The following is a 20,692-nucleotide window of genomic DNA, read 5'->3' as shown; positions in this document are numbered from 1 at the left end:
TTCCTCCCTTGCGGTTCGGTTTTCATAGCGGCACGTCCTGCGGAACAAGAGCTTCCCTCACCACACCGGCCTCAAGGAGTCCGGTGATCTGCTCCTCGCTGAGCCGCAGCCCCTCCAGCACTCGTCGGGTGTCCCCACCTAAGGCTGGCGGCGCTTTGCGGATGGGCGTACCTTCGCCGTTGATGGATAGCGGGCCCCGCAACAGCGGCAGGGGTGAGCCGTCGTGCCGAGAGACGTGCCGGACCATGTCCAGGGCCTGGACTTGTGGGTCATGGAAGACTTCGCGGTAATTGTAGATTGGCCCGGTGGGGATCCCCGCGGCCCGGAACATCTGCACCCATTCGGTTCCAGGGCGCACTGCGAGCAGCCCTTCGAGGCGTGCCGTCAGGGCGTCCCGATGTATCGTGCGGTCGCGGCCGGTGACATACTCCCGTTCATCGACCAGGCCCGGATCACCCACCAGCTCGCACAGCTGGCGCCATTGCTTGTCGTTGCCGACGGCGATGATGATCGGAATGTCAGCGGTCTTGAAAACGCCGTATGGCGAGAGCACCGGGTGATTGTTACCCTGCGGCACTGGCACTTCGCCGGTGCTGAGATAGCGCTGCCCCTGGAAGGACGAGATGGCCAGCGCGGACTCCAAGAGCGACGTCGAAACTTCCATCCCTGCCCCGTTGCGTTCCCTGCCGGCCAGGGCTGAAGCGATGCCGAACGCGATGAACACTCCGGCATACATATCGATGAGCGGCACCCCAACGCGATACAGATTCTCCGAGTCCGGACCAGTGATGGACATGAGGCCCGACATGCCTTGGGCCACTTGGTCCAACCCGGCCGCCTGGCTGAGCGGACCTGTGGTGCCGAAGCCGCTCACGGAGGCGATTATCAGGTCCGGCTTTTCGGCGCGCAGCCCGGCCGGATCCAGCCCGATGTCGCCTAGGACGCCCGGTCGGAAATTCTCCACGAGGACGTCGGCTTCCAGCGCCAGCTGACGTAGCAGTCTCTGTCCCTCGGGACTGTAAAAGTCCAGGGCCAAGGATGATTTTCCCCGGTTGGTGGAGTCGAAATAGAGGCTGTGTTCATTCTCGAATGGCGGCCAGGACCTGGTTGAGTCGCCGCCCTTGATGCTCTCAACCTTGATAACCGCCGCACCCATGTCCGCCAGGAGTGCCGTGGCAAAGGGACCGGCAAGCGCGCGGCTGAGATCCAGGACCGTGATCCCGGCCAGTGGTGCGGCTGTCGCTGTTGATTCAGCCATGGCTCAGCCCCGCAGCTTGACGTTGATTTGCTTGGTCTGCGTGAAGCCCGCCAGCATGCCCTCGAGGGACACCTCGCGGCCGATGCCGCTCTGCTTGTAGCCGCCATAGGACTGCCCCACTACCTGGCCGCCACCTTGGTTGATCTGTACCCAGCCCGCTTCCACACGATGGGCAGTATTGAGGGCGTTGTCCAGACTGTGGCTCCACACGTAGGCGGCAAGACCGAAGTGGGTGTCATTGGCCATGCGGACGACATCGTCAACGTCCTTCCAGCGGATGGCGACCAGGACCGGGCCGAAGATTTCCTCCTGGGCCAGCCGGAATTCGTTCTTCACGCCGCCGAACACGGCGGGCAGGTGATAGTAGCCCTCCGTCAGCGGGCCCTCGGATGGCACATTGCCGCCCAGCGCAATTTCCAGGTCTTTGCTGGCCCGCCCTTCCTCCAGGTACTGGCTGATCTGCGTGAACTGACTGTTGTTGATGATGGCGCCCATGTCGGTGGCCTCGTCCAGAGGATCCCCGACCTTCAGGGCACCAAGCTTGGCCACCAGCCGATCGAGTACCTCCTCATAGACGTCCTCGTGCAGGAACAGCCGCGAGCCCGCTGTGCAGCTTTGACCTTGGCGGGTGAATCGTGAGGCCGCGAGCAGACCGTCTATCAGTTCGTCATCGACCGCGTCAGGGAAGACGATTGAGGGGTTCTTGCCGCCGAGCTCCAGCGACACGTGGGCCAGCCGTTCTCCGGCCTCGCGTGCGACACCGCGCCCCACGTCAGTGGAGCCGGTGAATGAAACCTTGTCCACTCCCGGGTGCCGTGACAGCGCCGAACCGATGACACTGCCGCGCCCGGTCAGAGCGTTGACGACGCCGGCGGGCAGATGCCGGTTGCAGATTTCCGCCAGCAGCAGGATGGTCAGCGGAGCGTCGTCGGCCGCCTTCAGGATCACCGTGTTGCCCGCAGCCAGCGCGGCGGGTACCTTGAAGCCGGCGATCATCAGCGGCGAATTCCAGGGCAGGATACAGGCGACCACGCCGAGGGGTTCCAGCCGGGTGTACTGCAGCTGGTTGTCTCCGGCTGGCAGCGTGGCGCCCTTGACCTCGCCGGCAATGCCGGCAAAGTAGCGGAAGAGGGCCACCAGGGTCGCCACCTCCGGGCGGGCCTGGGTGCGTAGCGCGTTGCCGGTGTCCAGTGCGGTCAGCCGGGCGAAGTCCTCGGCCCTGGCCTCGATATCGTCGGCGATCCGGGACAACGCACGGGCACGCTCCGTGAAGTGCAGTGAGCGCCATCCCGGAAAGGCCTTGCGCGATGCGGCGACGGCGCGCTCCACGTCCTGGGTACCGGCAGACGGCACCCGGGCAATCACGGTGTCCCGGCGCGCGGGGTTCTTGACCTCGCGCCACTCCCCCGTGGCCGCCTCCGTCCGCTCGCCGTCGATCCACATCAGTTGATCTGTACCATTCAGGATGGATCCGAACCGTGGGTCAACGCTTACTTCAGTCATGCTTCCTCGCATTTCAAGAATTCTTCTGTGCCTCATGGAGGCCCAACTGGCTAACGGGTGGAGTTCACCGGTGACTGAAACGGGGGGAACGCTTTTCGATAAAGGCCTGCATCCCCTCCTTTTGGTCCTCGATGGCAAAGCATGAATGGTTGAGCCTGCGCTCAAGGCGGACTCCCTCGGCCAGAGATGTCTCGTAAACGGAGTTGACGGCTTCCTTCGCGAGCAGGGCCACGGGCTTGGACATGGCAGCGATCGTTTCGGCGGTGGCAAGGGCCTCGTCCATTAGCGTTGCTACTGGAACTATCCTGGCCACGAGGCCAGCGCGTTCGGCCTCCTCGGCCCCCATGGTCCGACCGGTGAGAACCATCTCCATCGCCTTGGCTTTGCCGATCGCGCGGGTAAGGCGTTGGGAGCCGCCCATGCCGGGAATGACTCCGAGCTTGATTTCGGGCTGGCCGAACTTGGCGTTATCGGCGGCGATGATGAAGTCGCAGATCATGGCGAGCTCGCAGCCGCCGCCCAAGGCGTATCCTGCCACCGCGGCGATCATCGGGGTGCGGACCCTGGCAAGCTGATCCCAGGCCGCAAACCAGTCCTCCAGGTACATGTCCATGTAGGACTTCGTGGCCATTTCCTTGATGTCCGCGCCGGCGGCGAAGGCGCGTTCCGAGCCGGTAATGACAATGGCTCCGACACCCGGATCCTGGTCGAATTCAAGTGCTGCGGCCAGGACCTCATAGCCAAGCGCATCGTTGAGCGCGTTCAGGGCTTCCGGACGGTTAAGGGTGATGATGCCCACGCGGCCCTGCTGCTTGATAACGATGTTTTGGTAATCGCTCATGCCATTTCCTTTGTCTTGGAGTTCGCCCGAATCTCGTTGATGATTGCGGAGAAATCCTGCTCCGCGCCGTCTCCTTGGGCGAAGCGGCGGTAGATTTCTTCGGCCAGACTGCCCAGGCGGGCATCGACTCCCGTGGCTTCCATGGCGTGGGCTGCCAGGCCCAGGTCCTTGGCCATGAGAGCTCCGGCGAAGCCGGGCCGGTAGTCGCGGTTGGCCGGGCTGGCGGGCACCGGTCCGGGCACGGGACAGTTGGTGGTCAACGCCCAGCACTGGCCCGACGCGTTGGCGGCGACGTCAAAGAGTGCCTGATTGGACAGACCCAGCCGTTCACCCAGCACAAAGGCCTCGCTGACCGCGATCATGGAGACGCCCAGGATCATGTTGTTGCAGACCTTGGCAGCCTGCCCGGCGCCCGGGCCGCCGCAGTGGACTATGCGCTTGCCCATTGCTTCCAGGACGGGTTTTGCCTCGACGAAGTCTGCCTCATCGCCACCGACCATGAAGGTCAGCGTCCCGCCTTCAGCCCCGACCACACCGCCGGAGACCGGCGCGTCCAGACAGCGATGCCCCGCCGTTTGGACAAGTTCATGGGCGGTCCGCGAATCCTCGACGGAAATCGTGGAACAGTCCAGGAACAGGGTGTTTGGCTTGGCCGCCGCGAGGAGTCCATCCTCGCCCTGATAAGCCGCGAGGACGTGCCTGCCCGCAGGCAACATGGTGATGACGACGTTGGCGTCCTTGGCGGCCTCAGCCGCCGAAGCAGCCAAGGTAACGCCATTGTCCCGGGCATACTCCAGAGCTGCGGGCGCAAGGTCAAAACCCTCAACCATGTAACCTTCCTTGGCAAGGTTCACGGCCATGGGCCCACCCATGTGGCCCAGTCCGATGAAGGCTATCCGTTTGGTCATGAAACTCTTCTCCTACCTTTTTGCCCTGACGACCTGTGTCCTGAGGATTCGTCTATTTGTTGAGATGGTGGATGGCTTCCGCGCCCAGCCCGAGTTCTGCGGCACCAAGGTCCGCAAAGTACGCTTCCACCGCCTCGGTCGAGACTTCAGCCAGCGACGGCGGCGACCAGCGTGGGTTGCGGTCCTTGTCGATGACCTGCGCGCGAATACCTTCGGGAAAATCGCCGCCGGCCAGGCAACGAAGGGAAACACGGTATTCCTGGTCCAGTGCCTCTTCCAGGAGGGGCATCTGCCGTGCCCGGCGGAGCGACTCCAATGTCACTTTCAGTGCCGTCGGTGATTTGGCGAGGATGCGGTCTGCCGCATCGCGGGCGGCCGGCGCAGAGGACCGCTGCAGGGCATCGACAATCGCCTCAACGTCGTCGAACGCGTAGCATTCGTCGATCCACCCGCGCTCCGAAACCAGCGCCGACGGGGGGAAGTAATCCGGCGCGAACGCCTGGACCGCTTCGCGGGCATCCATACTGCCAAGGGCCCTTGCCAGCGCGGGCAACGTGTCACTGTCCACGAAGAAGTCCGCCAGCCCCAAGGCGATGGCGTCAGGCCCGGAGATAGTCGACGCGGTCAGCGCCACATGGGTGCCCAGCTCGCCCGGAGCACGGGAGAGCAGGTAGGTGCCCCCTACGTCGGGGACGAAACCGATGGCGGTCTCCGGCATGCCGACCTTCGTCCGCTCCGTAACGATGCGCACCGACGCATGGGCGGAAACGCCGACTCCGCCGCCGAGCACTACCCCGTCCATCACCGCCACATAGGGCTTCGAATACCGCGCGATGTGGGCATTGAGCCAGTACTCGTCCATCCAGAAGCGGGCAGTCTCCTGCCCGCCGTCCAGAGCGTCACGGTAGATGGCCACTATGTCTCCGCCAGCGCAGAGCCCCCGCTCTCCGGCACCTGACAGCAGAACCGTCGACACGCCGTCGTCGTTCTCCCACTCTGTAAGCGTGGCGGCGATGGTCTTCACCATGCCCTGGGTCAACGCGTTCATTGCCTGGGGCCGGTTTAGGATGATGTGGCCCAGACGGCCGTCGCGCCGGAGCAGGATCTCGTTGTTCTGCAATGCTTCGCTTTCCACGGGCTACGCCTCCGCCAGCATCCGGCCGACAATGAGACGCATGATCTCGTTGCTGCCTTCCAGGATCTGATGGACCCGCAGGTCCCGCACGATCCTTTCGAGTCCGTATTCGCTGAGGTATCCGTAGCCGCCGTGGAGCTGGATAGCGGCGTTGGCTACGTTGAACCCGGCGTCCGTGGCAACCCGCTTGGCCATCGCGCAGAGTTTGACGGCGTCGTCCGCTCCCCTGTCCAGCGCATCGGCGGCACGCCGGAGCAGGGTCCGGGCGCTCTCAAGTTCCGTTTCCATGTCGGCCAATTGGAAGAGCAGGGCCTGCTGGTTGATCAGCGGCCCGCCGAATGCCGAACGTTGCTTGAGGTAGGCAACGGACTTGTCCAGGGCAACCTGGCCGCCGCCAAGGGAGCACGCACCCATGTTGATACGACCGCCGTTGAGGCCCCTCATTGCAATCCCGAAGCCGCTGCCTTCCTCGCCCAGCCTGTTAGCGACGGGGACGCGGACGTCCTCGAAGATGACTTGGCGGGTGGGCTGCGCGTTCCAGCCCATCTTCTTCTCGTTGGCCCCGAAGGACAGCCCGGGGGTATCGGCGGGAACCACGATTGCCGTGATGCCCCTGCTCCCGGTGTCGGCGGTGCGGGCCATGACGATGTAAAAGCTGGAAGCTCCGGCGCCGGAAATGAACTGTTTGACCCCGTTGAGCACGTATTCGTCGCCGTCGCGGACTGCCTTTGTGCTGAGTGCCGCGGCGTCCGAGCCGGCGCCCGGCTCAGTGAGGCAGTAGCTGCCCAGTGCCTCCATTGAGGCCAGCTGCGGCACCCACTGGGCGCGCTGCTGATCGTTGCCGAAGGTATCGATCATCCACACCACCATGTTGTGGATAGAGATGTAGGCGGCAATCGTTGTGTCGCCCTTGGCCAGTTCCTCGAAGATCAGTACCGCGTCGCTGCGCGTGAGTCCGGAGCCGCCGAACTTCTCCTGGACATAGATGCCGCCCATGCCCAGGGCGCCGGCCTCCTGAAGCACGTCCACTGGGAAGTGCTTGGTTTCGTCCCACTTGGCCGCGTTGGGTGCCAGGGCTTCGCTCGCGAAGTCCCGCACCATCTGGACCATTGCTTGCTGGTCCTCGTTTAGTTCAAACATCTTTCGCCCTTCCGAGCTCGTGGTTGGTTGTGTAGCCGCGCCCGAGGGCACTTCCAATGCCGGCAGGAGGCCCTGCCGCTAGCGTGAAACCTTGCCTGTCAGCGAGGCAATAGGGCGCAGAAACAGAGGGCGCGCCAGGAACCAGGCGGCGATCATGACCGCCAGTGAAGCGGCGAAGATCCAGAACCCTGCCCAGCTGCCGTCGTCGCTTGAGGCGTACATGTGGTTGAGGTTGCGCAATACCCCTGTGGCGAAGACTAGGGTCACGTGGACGATGATGAAGAAGACGAAGTAAAGCATCACCGGGAAGTGGATGGCGCGGGCGAGTTCGATCGGATAAGCCCTGTTGAGCTTCGGAGCGTTCCTGGGCCAGGCGCCTGACATGCGCAGCCCTGTAGCGAGGGCCAGCGGAGCTGCGATAAAGACGGTGGTGAAGTAGGCCAGCACCTGCAGAGAGTTGTAGTTGACCCATCCGTTCTCAATTGGCCAGTTCAGCGAGGCGTACTGGACGGCGGTGGACAGGGCGTTGGGAAAGACCTCCCAAGTGGCGGGCACGATGCGGATCCACTGCCCCGTGGCCAGGAGCAGCGCCACGAAGACGACGCCGTTGAGCACCCAGAGTGCATCCAGGGTCAGATGAAACCACAGGTCCAAACTGATCTTGGACGGCGGGTTCTTGGTCCGGATCAGGCCCTTGTTGTTCCGCGTCCAATGCGCCTTCGGGCGGGTGGTGGTCCTGACCTGCCAGCCGGAACGTATGATCAGCAGAAGAAAGAAGGCGTTGAGGAAGTGCTGCCAACCCAGCCACCCCGGCAGTCCTGTCGGGGCGCCTGCGGGCAGGTCCACATGACCTGGGTAATCTGCCAGGAAGGATTGGAACGCGGGTAGGGTCCGCGTCCATTTGGCAATGAGCACTACGGCCAGCAATGTCACCACCGCGATAACGACGGCCGTGACCACCTTGGCCCTGCTCCTGGGCGCCGTGCCCGGCTTTGTCGTGGTGGTCATGTACTTGTTCCTTTCCGTGGATCACCGCCGGCCTGCATTGGCCGGGGGTGAAGTCCTAGTTATGGCGGGCTTTGAGTGCTTCGATCAGCTGGGGCACCACGGTGAAAACGTCGCCCACGACGCCAAAGTCAGCGACGTCGAAGATCGGCGCGCACTCGTCTTTGTTGATCGCAACGATGGTCTTGGCGGTTTGCATGCCGGCCAGGTGCTGGATCGCCCCGGAGATGCCCAAAGCTACATAGAGCTGCGGGGAGACGGTGATTCCTGTCTGCCCGACCTGCGAGGCCTGGGGGACGTATCCCGCGTCCACAGCTGCGCGGGATGCACCGACAGCGGCACCGAGCGCATCTGCCAGTTGCTCGACGAGCACAAAGTTCTCTTTCGAGCCCAGGCCGCGGCCTCCGGAGACTATGGTGGATGCGCCATTCAGCGGCGGGCGTCCTGAGTCGGCAATGGCCGGGTGGACCCGTTCGATGACGGCTGCGTTGCCAGTCTCAGCGTCGACAGTCACGATCGTGGTCTTCGGTGTGGCTGCGGGAGCTCGGTCATCCAGAGCGCCCTGGCGCAGCGTGATGACCGCCAGTCCTGCGGAGACGGTCGCCTCCACCATGTAGGCCCCGCCGAACACGGAGTGGAAGGCTACCGGGGTGCCGTCGGCAGAGAAGGCGACGTCGACGACGTCGGCCAGCAGGCCTGCTCCGACGCGAACGGCAAACCGCGCCGCAACATCCCTGCTCTCCACTGAATTGGCGGCTATCACCGCTATCGGGGAGAACGCCTGGATGGCGCTGGCGAGCGCAGCGACTTGGGGGGCGGCGAGCACCATGCCGGTCTGGGTACTTTCGGCGACATAGACGTGCTGCGCGCCGAATTCGCCAAGCTGCTCGGAGATGCCGGCGGTGTGGCCCGGCTCTACAGCGACCACGGCAATCGGGGTGCCGAGTTTTGCAGCGGCTGCAATGACGGACGGTGCACTGCCGGCGATATCTCCGGCGTGCGATATTTCAATAAGTGCCAGTACGTTTGACATGGAGGTTCCTCGCTCAGATCAGGCGGCCGGCGGCCAGGAATTCGGCAAGCTCAACGCCGGCGCCGCCGCCGTCGTAGATTTTCTTTCCGGCGGCGCGGGCCGGCCGTTCGGACGTAGTCAGCACTGCTGATTGCGGAGGCGCTGTGTCCAGTCCCAGATCGCTCAGGGACATGGTGGCCAAGGGCTTGCGCTTGGCGGTCATAATGCCCTTGAAATTGGGGAAGCGGGCCTCGGCTACCCGTTCAGTCACGGAGATCACCGCCGGCAGCGATGCACGAACCGTCAGGGCCCCATTCTCGACGCCGACCTCACCGCCGACGGACGCCTCGTCGAATTCGATCGAGTTCAGCGAGGGCAGCAACGGCAAAGCCAGATGTTCGGCAATCATCGCCGGCACCACACCGCCCCGGCCGTCTGTGGACTCGTTGCCCGCCACCAACAGATCAAAGCCGGCCTGCTTAGCCGCAGCGGCCAGCACCTCGGCTGTCCGTGCAATGTCGGCGCCCTGCAGCCCGTCATCTAGAACATGGAGCGCCGAGTCGGCACCCATGGACAGGGCCTTGCGCAGCGCCTGGTCGGCATCCGCCGGGCCCATAGTGAGTACCACGACCTCAGTCTTCTTATCCGCGTCCTTGCAGCGCAGCGCTACCTCAAGGGCGCGTTCGCTGATCTCGTCGGCAACACGATCCGTTGCGTCACGGTCCAGGCGCCCGGTGGCCGGATCAAGCCTGCGTTCCTCTGCGGTGTCCGGCACCTGCTTCACCAGCACGATGATTTTCATTGAACCGCTCCTCCTGCGATTGCGATGACAAGTTAGAACTTCAACATCAAGATACTAGGTATTCCTACTATTTACTAGGGGATCCTAGTAAATTCCTGTGGGCATCGATTCGCGTGTGGGACGAACAACCCGCGGAAGCGAGAGAGTCAACGACTGGACGGCGAAACTGGAGCTACTAGGCAGGGCTGGCGAGGCCGCCCGGCAACCTGCTCATCCTGCATGTGGTGGGCACCAGTTTTGATCGCCGATAGCAATCTCAGCGCGGCCATGAATAGGGAGGACAAGTGCAGACGTCGGGCCTTACCTGATCGGCCGCGCCATTCAAGAACAACGCCCCACATCTTCAGAACTATTCTTCATGACACTTATCGCTAGAAGACACTACAAGTGGAGCAATCTTCCGTGAGGTGTTTCGTCCAGAGTCGGTGCATCAAAGACCGTTTCGCGGGCATAGTGGGAAAGGGTGCGGACCGCCCCGGCATGGAAAGGCGCGCCCTGCCGACCTTTTCCAATCCCTTCCCCTTAGAGGAACTCAACAATGACTCTTATCCACTCCGCGCATCGCCTGCAGCGATCTCCCCGAACTGAGGACGACGCGTTGCTGCGCGACCTTCGGGCATGGGGAGGGCCAAGCTCTGTAGTGGAGTCGGAACTGGAACGTCGCACCACCGCGCACGACGCTTCCCACTATCTTCTCCAACCCCGGGCTGTCGTCCGTCCCGGTTCCGTGGCGGGCATGGGTGAGCTTTTTCGGGTCCTTGATCGCCATGGCTTGGGGCTCACCTTCCGTTCTGGCGGCACCTCACTGTCGGGCCAGTCGGTTTCGGACCAAGTCCTTGTGGACACTCGCCGAAACTTCCGGAACATCGAGGTGCTGGACGGGGGCCGCCGCGTTCGCGTCCAGCCCGGGGCGACTGTGCGGCAAGTCAATCAGCGGCTGGCTCAGTACGGGCGGAAGTTGGGTCCGGATCCGGCGAGCGAAGCAGCCTGCACCATTGGGGGCGTCGTCGCGAACAACTCTTCGGGGATGCACTGTGGTACGGAGTTCAACACGTACCAAACTTTGGAGTCAATGACCTTCGTGACGCCGTCTGGGACAGTGGTGAACACGGCCGACGTGGGGGCGGACAGCATTTTCCGCGAGCGTGAGCCCGAACTGCACGCGGGATTGATCGGCCTGCGTCGTCGCGTGGTGGAGAACGCGGCCTCCGTGCGGACCCTTCGCCATCAGTTCTCAATGAAGAACACCATGGGTTACGGGCTCAATGCTTTCCTCGATTTCGAGGAACCGGTGCGCATTCTGGAGCATCTTCTGATCGGGTCCGAGGGCACACTCGGTTTCGTGGCAGAGGCCGTTTTTCACACCGTGGAGGTCATGCCCAAGGTAGCCACCGGTCTACTCGTCTTCCCGGACCTGATCAGTGCCACAAGCATTGTGCCGGATCTGGTGGACGCGCGATCTGCCACCGTGGAACTTTTGGATTCGACCTCGCTGCGCATGGCTCAGCGCAGTGGCCAAGCCCCCGCGCGAATGGCGGAGATTAATGTGCAGGAACATGCTGCCCTGTTGGTGGAATATCAGGGGCGCGACGATCAGGAACTCCGCGACCGCACCGCAGAGGCTGAACGGCTCTTTGCGAGCCTGAATCTCAGCACCCCCGCAACACTGACGGACGTGTCTGGCGAACGCGCGGCTCTGTGGAAGGTCCGGAAAGGTCTGTACGCCACGGTGGCCGGGAGTCGGCCCAGTGGGTCAAATGCCCTGCTGGAGGACATCGTCGTTCCCGTTGCCGTCCTGGGCGAAACGTGCCAGGAGCTCACGCGCCTCTTCGAGAGCCACGCGTATGAGGATTCCGTGATCTTCGGCCACGCCAAGGACGGAAACGTCCACTTCATGCTCAACGAAAACTTCGAGGACTCTGTGTGTTTGGGGCGGTATGAGCAGTTCACGGAGGAGATGGTTCAGCTCGTTCTGGAGCGGGGCGGTTCTTTAAAGGCAGAGCACGGCACGGGCCGGATCATGGCCCCGTATGTTCGGCGCCAGTACGGGGACGAACTATATGAGGTCATGTGCCAGCTCAAAGCGCTTGTGGATCCACGGAACGCGTTCAATCCGGGCGTTGTGCTCAGCGATGATCCGCGCTCCTACCTTAATCACCTCAAAACTGCGCCAACAGTGGAGGAGGAGGTCGACCGGTGTGTGGAGTGCGGTTACTGCGAGCCCGTGTGTCCTTCCAAAGACCTCACTCTCACGCCGAGACAGCGCATCGTAGGGCGCCGGGAGATTGAGGCTGCGGAAGCCAACGGCGACCATGAACTGGCCATGCGTCTGCGCAAGGAGTATGACTACGAGGGTTTGCAGACGTGTGCCGTGGACGGCATGTGCGCCACAGCGTGCCCGGTGAGCATCAACACCGGAGATCTCGTTCGCCGTTTGCGTGCGGAGAACCATTCCGTCCTCGCCGATCGTGTCTGGGGGGCAGCCGCATCGGTGTGGGAAACGACCACACGAGTGGCCGGCCTCGGGCTCAGCCTGGCGAACGCACTTCCGCCGATGCTGCCACGGGCTGTAACTCAGGTCGGCCGCGCCGTACTGGGCGACGAACACGTTCCTCAGTATCAGAACCTGCTGCCTGGAGGTGGACGGCCACGGCCCTCACGCCGGGACGAGGCTGCTACAGCCGTCTTCTTTCCCGCGTGCGTCTCCGGCATGTTCGGCACTCCAGACGGGACTGGGCTTTCCGTCTCCGAGGCGTTCCTTGCCCTGTGCGAACGGGCCGGTGTGGCTATTACCATCCCCGATAGGATTGGCTCCGCGTGCTGCGGGACGCCCTGGAAATCCAAGGGCCTGCCCTCGGGATATCGCACGATGGCACCGCGTACGCTCAGTATGCTCTGGGAAGCCTCCGATCACGGCCGACTACCGGTGGTGTGCGACGCGTCCTCGTGCACGGAAGGATTGGCGGCCATGCGTGACCTCGCCCTGACGTCTCCCGAATACAGCATGCTCCGGTTCGTTGACTCGGTGGAATTCATCGCGGACAACGTCCTGTCCCGCCTCAACGTGACCAGGCCCCTGGACTCGATGGCCCTCCACCCGACGTGCTCCTCTATCCATCTGGGCATCACCGACGCCTTGGAAACGGTGGCACGGGCAGTGGCCAGCAAAGTCGTTCTCCCCCAAGAATGGAGCTGTTGCGCCTATGCAGGAGACAGGGGGATGTTGCACCCCGAGCTAACGGCGTCTGCCACCGCAGCAGAGGCGGCCGAGATCAATTCCGGCCAGTACGACGCCTACGCCTCCCTCAACCGCACCTGCGAGCAGGGAATGACCGAAGCCACGGGACGGCCATATTGGCACGTGCTCCAGTATCTGGAGAAGGCAACGCGTTCAGGCTAAATCTCCGCACGGCCGAATTCCGACATTGAGAAAGATATTATGCTGCTGAATCTCGCCCGGGAGTTTTTGCTTCGCCCGAACCCTTCGCCCCGGGGGTGGGACGCACCGCCCGCGGTACGCATTGTTCTTGCCGCCCTCGTCGTTGGCCTGCTCCCCTTGGGGACCAACTTGATGACCCCGCTGTTTCCCGTGTTCCAGGAACGTATGATGCTGGGCAACGGTGCTGTGACGGCAGCCTTTGTAGCCTATGTCCTGCCGGTGGTGATCGGATTGCCCCTTTTCGGCCACTGGTCTGAGTACATGGGGCGACGGGTGGTGCTCGTGGCTAGCTTGGGGCTTGGCATCCTTGCCGCTGTTGTGCTTCTCCTGGCTTCGGGCCTCCCCGAACTGCTGGCGGGCAGGGCTCTTCACGGGCTGGCGGTCGCCTTGTCCTTCGGGGCGGGTGCAGCGGCACTTCGGGATCTGTTGCCGGGCGAGCCGGGTCTCTGCGCCCGAATCACCTTACTGGCTTCCGTGGGAGGAGGCGCCGCCGGCCCCCTTGTGGGCGGGTGGTTATCCGAACTCGGGGATCCTATTGGTGTCCCGTTCTCTGTGTATCTCCTGGCCGTGGTGGTGGTACTTGTCATGCTGGCAGCGGTGCGTGCTAATCCTCCAGTCCTGGATCCCCCACCACGTGGGTTCTTCGGGAGTTTGCGCCCTCCCCGCCCGTCGCTTCCCCGGTCTATTTTCAGAACGTTCTTTCTCACCTCGGGTGTGGGCTTTTTGTCCTTTGCCGTGTTTGGTTTCTTTCTCTCCGTCGCCCCGGCGTTCTATGCGCCGATGCTAGGTGGGTCGAGAATCATGGGCGGGCTGTCGGGCGCGCTGGTACTGGGCGGCTCGGCGTGCGCCCAGCTAGTGCCGGTCCGCGGGCGGCATAAAGCAGCGATTAGTCTGATGGTGATGGCGGGCGGTCTTGTGCTGGTTGTGGTCAGCCAGATTCAGCAGCTCCGGGGTCTGCTGTTCATTGCTGCAACCCTCACGGGTCTGAGCCAGGGTATTGGCTTCCGGACACTCTTCGCCGGGCTCAATTCCGAGCTTCCTTTGGGAACCGCGGCCCGGACCGTCAGCCTGATGTACGTCGTGACCTACCTGGGCAGCGCCCTTCCGGTTCTCGGTCTTGGGTTGGCCATGGATTTCTGGGGCGCGACGGTCGGCGTCAATACGTTCCTGCTTGGCGCTTCAGGGGCCGCCCTCTTCTTCGCCGCCATATGTCTTATATATAGACGATCAACCCGAGTAAACGACTGAGCCGAGAATCCGCAATCGCCATCCCTTGGGCCGAATTCGTTTACCAGGTTGAACACGGTCCCGCAGCCGGGCGCCTTACAAGATCCGCACGTCCTGTCTAGCGACCGGACACGAAGCCTAGGCCGTGGGGCCCTTCTGGCGCCGACAGATACCTTAGAGCCATTGCGTGTACGGGGCGTCTGAGCCTTATTCGTGCGCTGCCGCATTCCAGCAGCATTTGACCGGTGACACTCGACTCCTGGGGGATGGAGCCGAGTGTCAGCGAATTGACCGTGATCCCGAGGACGCCAACCTCCTCAGCGGCCTGACAGAACAGGAAGGTACCGTTCCGTCGGCACCATTCTCTATCTGCACTCGCTCGCCCCATCAACCGTGAGGCCTTCAAACCGGGCGTCCGGTTATGCCGTCCTCAGGGCTTAAGTTGGTGGGTCCGCTCCCTCGAAGTACCGGGGGTGCAGTGCGGGCCTCAGAACCGCGATGCTTGTCTGCTGCGTGGAGGCTCTTGCGCAGGAGGAGCACCGCTATTACAGCTACGAGCTCGAATCCTCCGACGAGCCACATGGCGGCACGCGAGTCGCCAGTGATGTCAAGCAGCCACCCGGTCATGTAGGGGGCGACGAGGCCGGATGTTGCACCCAAGGTGTTCACCAGAGCGATACCGGCCGCTGCGCCGGCTCCTGCCAGGAACGTTGAGGGCAGGTACCAGAACACGGGCAGCGCGCAGAAGATGCCGATGGCGGTGACGGAGATAACGGCCATCGTGGCGAAGGGTGAGTCCGTGTACAGGGCCAGCGGGATACTGACGGCCGCAAGGAGCGCAGGCAGGGCGACGTGCCAGACCCGCTCCCCGGTACGGTCCGAGTGCCGACTCCAGAACACCATAGCGATCGCACCACACGCGAAAGGAACCGCGACTATCAGGCCGGTCTCTAGGATGGAGAATTTGGTGTTGAATGTCTTGGCGAGTCCGCCAACGATGGTGGGGAGGAAGAAGCTCAGAGCGAAGAGGCCATAGGCGATACCGAAATAGACCAGGCCAAGAGCCCACACGCGAGGATCGCGAAGGGTATGAACCACGGATGCGTGACCTACCTCTGATGCACTCTGGTGTTCGGCGTCGATGGTACCGGCGAGCCACTCCCGCTCCGGAGCAGAGAGCCATTTCGCATGCTGCGGGCGGTCTGTCAGGTAGAACCACGCAACTACACCCAACAGAACTGTTGGGACGCCTTGGAATAGAAACATCACTTGCCACCCGGCCAGGCCGAACAGGCCGTCCAGATACTGGAGAATTGCAGCCGACACGGGGGCGCCCAAGGCCGAGGATACGGGTAGCGCGACCATGAACGTTCCGATGAGCCGAACCCTTACGGCACGCGGAAACCAGAACGTGAGGTACAGGACGATGCCAGGAAAAAACCCTGCCTCCGCTATGCCGAGCAGGATTCGCGCAACATAAAGGGAGGCTGGGGTGTTTACCAATGCCATTGCTGCGGTAACAAGGCCCCAGCTCACCATGATCCGGGCTATCCAGCGACGTGCACCAAACCTGTGCAGTGCCAAGTTGCTGGGAACTTCCAAGAACACGTAACCGATGAAGAAGAGCCCGCTCGCCAGGCCATACATCGTCTCGCTAAGCCCCAAATCCGCGCTCATTGTGAGCTTGGCAAAGGAAATGTTGGTCCGATCCAGGTAGTTAAGGAAGTACGCCAGCGCCAGGAAGGGAATGAGCCGCGTGGCGACTTTGCGCATAACTTGGACCTGCATGACCGGTTGGTCCTTGTTCGGGTGTACTTGTTCAGTTCCGGAACTCATTAGGACAATCTCCTTGCTGGTTAAGAGGGGAAACGCTAGAGAACGGGTCGAAGAGCAGCCCGCGAGAGCGTAAGCCTGCTCACACCAGCTTGGGTGATGTGTGCTGTACATCACTACTACTGATCTATGAGAGATTGGCGTGCACTTTCCTCTGATGGTCGAAAAGCTGCACGCGGTCCAGTCAGCTCGACCATTAGTTAGGGCGCCGCGTCAGACGGGACTCCGCACCGAAGAAGCCGCTCAATAAGAGGCAAAGAGTTAGCCCCGCGTGTGGGGCTGGAAGCTTCCCTTGCCGCGTCAGTGCGAGGGGCCGGCAGGGAGGAGGTCAAGCATGGTCAGCCCGAGGTGAAGGCTGAGCCGCGTCCGGCCGTCGGACAGATCCAGTCCGGTCAGCTCGGAAATGCGTCCCAGACGGTAGTAGAGCGTGGTGCGGTGGATGTGCAGCGCCTCGGAGGCCGCCGGGCCGTTGCAGGCGTAATCGAGATAGCGCCGCAGCGTCTCGGTCAGGTCCCGACCAGGATCGACGGCGAGAAGCCGCCGGACTTCTTCAGGCAGTGATTCCTCATTCAGGTCCTCCTCGGGTATCCGCAACAGCAGCGCGTAGGGTCCCAGATCTGCCCATGCCGCTACCTGCGTACCGAGGACACTCGCCGCTGCCCGCCGCGCCAAATGGGCTTGCCCAGCAGCTTTGTGGGCCTGCTCAAGCCCTGAGAGGGAGGGTCCGATGCCGGCCACGCAGCCGAACCTCCCGGAGGACAGATCCTCCAGCTGATCGAGCATTTTTTGCACGTGGAGCCGGATGGCGGGCTGCCCGGGGGGCGCAGCGCTGCCAAGAAGGAGTAGGCCAGTGCCCGAGTCCACAGCGTGCAGCTCTGCAAGACGTCCCTGCCGGTAACCCATGGTCAACACAGCGCGTAAGGCGGCATCGGCGTGCGACGCCGTCGCACTGTTGGAGATCCCCTGCACCCCCAACTCCACAGCCGTCACGTACTCGAAACGTTCCGGTGCGTGGCTTGCCCCAAGCTCTATAAGAGCGCGCCGACGTAATCTCGCGTCCCGCTGGACCAGATCCCGGACCGCCTGTTCTTGAACCCCAGAATCGGATTCTTTTTGCCCCTCAACGGACATGGCAGCTGCGATGTCCTGGGCCGTCTGGTTGATGGCTGACAACTCGGAAGTGGTCAAAGTTCCGTCTGCGTCCATGACCATCATCTGGCCCAGGAGCTCCCCGTGCCACCTGATCGGCACGCAGACGCGCGCCTTCATCCCGATCTCGTCATTGGCCGGGATGATGCCAGCCGTGGTCCACGTCGATACGCCCTGGGCGAGGACGTGGCCTATCGCCTTAGTGCTAGCGCCTCTGTTGAGGATCGCCTGCACACGAACTTGGTCTTCATCGCCGAAATGGACGCTGGAATAAAGCATCTGGACACCTGGGTCGATAATGACCACCGAACGGCGCAAGTGCTCCGCCAGTTGGTCCACGGCGATTTGAATCCGGCTATCACTCACGCCACTGATTCTACAGATAGAGGAAAGGTTTTCACTTTCTCTCGTCGCCAGACGGTCCCTTCCCCACACGATCCCTGACATCGTGAGGGAAGACACAGCAGCCCACGCAAAACGGGCGCTCCTTTCCAGTTCTGATGCCGGTTCCTGGCTCTTGGGTCAAGGTGTTCCGGCACAAGCTTTGAAACGAAGAGGTTTCGATGGTCACTTCACCCCACATCATTGGATGGGCACATACCCCCTTCGGACGGCTGCCGCACGAGGACGTTGAAGCCTTGATCGCAGCTATCGGCAGCGCCGCCATAGAAGACTCAGGACTTGAGCCCCGCGACATCGACGCGATATACGTCGGCGTTTTCAACAACGGGTTTTCAGCGCAAGGATTCGAGGGTGCTCTCGCTGGAGCTGCCATGCCGGAGCTGGCCGGAGTGCCGGCCACGCATGTGGAGAATGCTTGCGCGACTGGCTCCGCTGCCATTTTTGCAGCCTTGGACCGCATCGAGGCCGGGCGAGCCCGGACCGTGCTCGTCGTTGGCGCGGAGAAGATGACCTCGACTGCAAACAGCGAGGTTAACAGAATTTTGCTTAGCGGTTCACATCGGAGGACCGAAGCGTCTGCCGGCAGTTTCGCAGGTGTCTTCGCAGGGCTCGCCGATCAATACGCGAACCGATACGGCGATCCCCATGACGCCATGGCGATGATTGCCGCAAAGAACCATCGCAACGGTGTGGACAACCCATGGGCACATATGCGCAAGGACCTGGGATTTGATTTCTGCGCCACCGAGTCCGAGCGGAATCCCAAGGTGGCTGGGCGGCTGCTGCGCACCGACTGCTCGATGGTCTCTGATGGTGCAGCAGCGATGGTTATCACCCACGCAGATGTAGCTCGCACTGCCCGCCGGTCGGTTGTCGTCCGCGGCCGTGGGCACGTTAACGACCATTTGGCAGTCGCCGCGCGTCCCGACCCTCTTGCCTTGACCGGCGCGGGCCGCGCCTTCCGCACAGCCATCGACGAAGCGTCGGTGACCCTTCAGGACTTGGATCTGCTCGAGACCCACGACTGCTTCACGATCGCCGAGCTTCTGCAGTACGAAGCTTTCGGTATCGCCGAACCCGGTAAGGCAGCCCAGGTCCTGGCCAGCGGCGCCACTGACCGCGATGGATGGTTGCCGGTAAATGTCTCCGGAGGCTTGAAGTCCAAGGGCCACCCGCTGGGAGCGACAGGCGTGTCGCAGCATGTGATGGCGGCAATGCAGCTCGTTGGCGAGGCCGGTGCTATGCAGTTGGCTAAAGCCAACCGGGCAGCGGTGTTCAACATGGGCGGCAGCGGAGTGGCAAACTATGCAACGGTTCTGGAGAGTGGCCGGTGAACGCCATCAACACAAAAATGACCTCTGCCCCCACCCCCGGAAGTCCTGTCGGCATCCCGGCTCATAGGGCAGTAAACCTGGCTCATTTTCTGACCCAAACTGCCAGGCGAATTCCGGATGCTGATGCTGTGATTCATGGACAAACATGCTGGAGCTGGCGCGACCTGGACGAGAGGGTCACAGCCCTAGCCGCCCAGATGATTGAAAGGGGCGTCAAGCCTGGACAGTGTGTGCTGCTGGACGCGCCCAACCATCCCGAGTTCGTGCAGGCCATGTATGCCACTTGGCGTATCGGTGCGGTCTTGGCGCCTGTCAACACCCGTCTGCACGAGAGTGACTTCGCCTCGATCGCCGAAGTCTGCAAACCGGTGCTGATGATTGCCCACTCATCCACCGCCTCCCACGTCGGCGCTGTTAAGGCGGCTGTCGGGCCGGGACTGGAAACGCTCTGGCTCGAATCCTCGGGACCGGACGCCATCAGCACTTACGTCCGTCCGGCCGGCCCGCTCCAGGACCGGGGCGTCTGGGAAGGCGATGCCGCCTGGTACTTCTTCACCTCCGGGACCAGCGGCCCACCGAAAGCGGCAGTGCTCAGCCACGACCAGCTCGGCTTTGTAGTTACCAACCACCTCGCCGATCTGATGCCCACCACAACTGAAACGGATCGTTCTCTCGTTGTTGCCCCTCTTTCGCACGGTGCAGGCGTCCACCTTCTACCACAGGTGGCACGAGGAGCAGCTACGGTCATCCCGCTCTCGTTCAGCCTGAATCCGGCAGAGGTGTGGGAACTGATCGAGACCGAGCGGGTAGTCAACATGTTCACGGTCCCCACCATCCTCAAGCGCCTGGTCGACGATGAGTCGAGCAGCACGCGTGACCACTCCTCCCTGCGCTACGTCGTCTACGCGGGCGCACCGATGCCGAGCCGAGACCAGCAGCATGCTCGCGCCGTCCTCGGCGAGGTTCTCGTGCAGTACTACGGCCTGGCCGAAGCCACGGGAAACATCACAGTCCTTCCGCCGCACCATCACGGTCACCCGTCACCTCCGGGAATCGAGTTCAGCACCTGCGGCTTCCCGCGAACGGGGATGCAGGTGAGCATCCAAGACGAGCAGGGCAACGAGCTGCCGCCGTTGGAGCACGGTGAGATCTGCGTCGCCGGACCCGGAGTGTTCCCTGGGTACCTGAATAACCCCAAGGCGAACGAGGCAGCATTCCGTGACGGCTGGCTCCGCACCGGGGACATCGGAACGTTCGATGAAGAGGGCTTCCTTTACATCACGGGCCGCTCCTCCGACATGTTCATCTCCGGTGGATCGAACATCCACCCCCGCGACATCGAGGAAAAGATCCTCTCCCACCCTGCCGTTCAGGAAACACTTGTCCTCGGAATGCCCCACTCCACATGGGGCGAGGTCGGAGTGGCTGTATGCGTACTGCACCCCGGCAGTTCCACGAGCGAAGAGGAGATGCGCCAGTATCTCTCCGAACGCATGGCCCGTTACAAAGTGCCGCGCCACATCGTTTTCTGGGACGAACTGCCGCGCTCCGGAAACGGAAAAATCGTTCGCCGCACAGTACGGCAGCTCTTTCTCGAACTCGGCTGGGACCCCCAGCTTGGCCCCGGCACAGGCGAAAAGAAGGCAGCTACGCTGTGAATCTCACCCGGCGGACCAAGCCCCTTAAACACCCAGGAGTCGTCGC

The 20,692-nt window shown here is 62.7% G+C and carries 15 protein-coding genes; 4 read left to right on the top strand and 11 right to left on the bottom strand.

Translation table 11 applies throughout. The annotated features are described in order from the left end of the window. Nucleotides 1–22 precede the first annotated feature (22 nt). From J7E82_RS14705 to J7E82_RS14665, 9 genes are all read right to left on the bottom strand, one after another. Nucleotides 23–1,258 carry a CaiB/BaiF CoA-transferase family protein gene (locus tag J7E82_RS14705; protein WP_214863896.1) on the bottom strand — a complete coding sequence of 412 codons (1,236 nt, stop codon included), beginning with the start codon at nt 1,256–1,258 and terminating at the stop codon, nt 23–25. Nucleotides 1,259–1,261: 3 nt separating this feature from the next. Beyond that, nucleotides 1,262–2,761 carry an aldehyde dehydrogenase family protein gene (locus J7E82_RS14700; RefSeq protein WP_214863894.1) on the bottom strand — a complete coding sequence of 500 codons (1,500 nt, stop codon included), beginning with the start codon at nt 2,759–2,761 and terminating at the stop codon, nt 1,262–1,264. Nucleotides 2,762–2,825: 64 nt separating this feature from the next. Continuing rightward, the gene (locus J7E82_RS14695; protein WP_214863892.1) at nt 2,826–3,602 is read right to left on the bottom strand and encodes an enoyl-CoA hydratase; all 777 of its coding nucleotides are present in this window, start codon (nt 3,600–3,602) and stop codon (nt 2,826–2,828) included. After that, complete coding sequence (gene mmsB, locus J7E82_RS14690; RefSeq protein WP_214863891.1) at nt 3,599–4,510, bottom strand: 3-hydroxyisobutyrate dehydrogenase; 912 nt, start codon at nt 4,508–4,510, stop codon at nt 3,599–3,601. Before mmsB ends, J7E82_RS14695 begins: the two co-directional genes overlap by 4 nt. Before the next feature lie 52 nt (nt 4,511–4,562). After that, the gene (locus tag J7E82_RS14685; RefSeq protein WP_308113851.1) at nt 4,563–5,645 is read right to left on the bottom strand and encodes an enoyl-CoA hydratase/isomerase family protein; all 1,083 of its coding nucleotides are present in this window, start codon (nt 5,643–5,645) and stop codon (nt 4,563–4,565) included. Nucleotides 5,646–5,648: 3 nt separating this feature from the next. Next, nucleotides 5,649–6,785: an acyl-CoA dehydrogenase family protein gene (locus J7E82_RS14680; RefSeq protein ID WP_214863889.1), complete on the bottom strand. Its 1,137-nt coding sequence runs from the start codon at nt 6,783–6,785 to the stop codon at nt 5,649–5,651. Nucleotides 6,786–6,863: 78 nt separating this feature from the next. Next, nucleotides 6,864–7,793, bottom strand: a complete 930-nt coding sequence (locus tag J7E82_RS14675; RefSeq protein ID WP_214863887.1) for a cytochrome b/b6 domain-containing protein — start codon at nt 7,791–7,793, stop codon at nt 6,864–6,866. Nucleotides 7,794–7,848: 55 nt separating this feature from the next. Then, nucleotides 7,849–8,823, bottom strand: coding sequence for an electron transfer flavoprotein subunit alpha/FixB family protein (locus tag J7E82_RS14670; protein ID WP_214863885.1), 975 nt, complete (start codon nt 8,821–8,823; stop codon nt 7,849–7,851). 13 nt (nt 8,824–8,836) lie between these two features. Next, the gene (locus J7E82_RS14665) at nt 8,837–9,604 is read right to left on the bottom strand and encodes an electron transfer flavoprotein subunit beta/FixA family protein (protein WP_214863883.1); all 768 of its coding nucleotides are present in this window, start codon (nt 9,602–9,604) and stop codon (nt 8,837–8,839) included. Between the two features lie 538 nt (nt 9,605–10,142). On the opposite strand from J7E82_RS14665, the gene J7E82_RS14660 reads away from it, so the two are divergent. Continuing rightward, nucleotides 10,143–13,004 carry an FAD-binding and (Fe-S)-binding domain-containing protein gene (locus tag J7E82_RS14660; protein ID WP_214863881.1) on the top strand — a complete coding sequence of 954 codons (2,862 nt, stop codon included), beginning with the start codon at nt 10,143–10,145 and terminating at the stop codon, nt 13,002–13,004. A gap of 39 nt (nt 13,005–13,043) precedes the next feature. Then, nucleotides 13,044–14,291 (top strand): MFS transporter, encoded by a 1,248-nt coding sequence (locus J7E82_RS14655; RefSeq protein WP_214863879.1) that lies wholly within the window; start codon nt 13,044–13,046, stop codon nt 14,289–14,291. Nucleotides 14,292–14,672: 381 nt separating this feature from the next. Here the strand turns inward: J7E82_RS14655 and J7E82_RS14650 are convergent, their stop codons facing one another. Both J7E82_RS14650 and J7E82_RS21260 read right to left on the bottom strand, forming a co-directional pair. Further along, a complete protein-coding gene (locus tag J7E82_RS14650) occupies nt 14,673–16,106 on the bottom strand; it encodes an MFS transporter (protein ID WP_251041920.1) in 1,434 nt (477 codons plus the stop codon). 297 nt (nt 16,107–16,403) lie between these two features. Continuing rightward, complete coding sequence (locus tag J7E82_RS21260) at nt 16,404–17,618, bottom strand: CdaR family transcriptional regulator (protein WP_214863877.1); 1,215 nt, start codon at nt 17,616–17,618, stop codon at nt 16,404–16,406. 197 nt (nt 17,619–17,815) lie between these two features. Between J7E82_RS21260 and J7E82_RS14640 the strand changes: the two genes are divergently transcribed. Beyond that, on the top strand, nt 17,816–18,988 hold the full coding sequence (locus J7E82_RS14640; RefSeq protein WP_214863875.1) for a thiolase domain-containing protein: 1,173 nt from the start codon (nt 17,816–17,818) through the stop codon (nt 18,986–18,988). A gap of 17 nt (nt 18,989–19,005) precedes the next feature. Beyond that, entirely contained in the window at nt 19,006–20,646 is a 1,641-nt protein-coding gene (locus J7E82_RS14635) for an AMP-binding protein (protein WP_251041923.1), read from the top strand. Nucleotides 20,647–20,692: the final 46 nt, after the last annotated feature.

The sequence above is a fragment of the Arthrobacter sp. ISL-30 genome (genome assembly GCF_018613855.1).
GTDB lineage: Bacteria > Actinomycetota > Actinomycetes > Actinomycetales > Micrococcaceae > Arthrobacter.
Note: the sequence above shows the minus strand (reverse complement) of the source record. Positions and strands in the feature narration are given on the sequence as shown.

Coding starts and splice junctions, on each gene's coding strand:
- J7E82_RS14705 (WP_214863896.1), bottom strand. CDS start 1,258: ATGGCTGAATCAACAGCGACAGCCGCACCACTGGCCGGGATCACGGTC.
- J7E82_RS14700 (WP_214863894.1), bottom strand. CDS start 2,761: ATGACTGAAGTAAGCGTTGACCCACGGTTCGGATCCATCCTGAATGGT.
- J7E82_RS14695 (WP_214863892.1), bottom strand. CDS start 3,602: ATGAGCGATTACCAAAACATCGTTATCAAGCAGCAGGGCCGCGTGGGC.
- mmsB (WP_214863891.1), bottom strand. CDS start 4,510: ATGACCAAACGGATAGCCTTCATCGGACTGGGCCACATGGGTGGGCCC.
- J7E82_RS14680 (WP_214863889.1), bottom strand. CDS start 6,785: ATGTTTGAACTAAACGAGGACCAGCAAGCAATGGTCCAGATGGTGCGG.
- J7E82_RS14675 (WP_214863887.1), bottom strand. CDS start 7,793: ATGACCACCACGACAAAGCCGGGCACGGCGCCCAGGAGCAGGGCCAAG.
- J7E82_RS14670 (WP_214863885.1), bottom strand. CDS start 8,823: ATGTCAAACGTACTGGCACTTATTGAAATATCGCACGCCGGAGATATC.
- J7E82_RS14665 (WP_214863883.1), bottom strand. CDS start 9,604: ATGAAAATCATCGTGCTGGTGAAGCAGGTGCCGGACACCGCAGAGGAA.
- J7E82_RS14660 (WP_214863881.1), top strand. CDS start 10,143: ATGACTCTTATCCACTCCGCGCATCGCCTGCAGCGATCTCCCCGAACT.
- J7E82_RS14655 (WP_214863879.1), top strand. CDS start 13,044: ATGCTGCTGAATCTCGCCCGGGAGTTTTTGCTTCGCCCGAACCCTTCG.
- J7E82_RS14650 (WP_251041920.1), bottom strand. CDS start 16,106: ATGAGTTCCGGAACTGAACAAGTACACCCGAACAAGGACCAACCGGTC.
- J7E82_RS14640 (WP_214863875.1), top strand. CDS start 17,816: ATGGTCACTTCACCCCACATCATTGGATGGGCACATACCCCCTTCGGA.
- J7E82_RS14635 (WP_251041923.1), top strand. CDS start 19,006: ATGACCTCTGCCCCCACCCCCGGAAGTCCTGTCGGCATCCCGGCTCAT.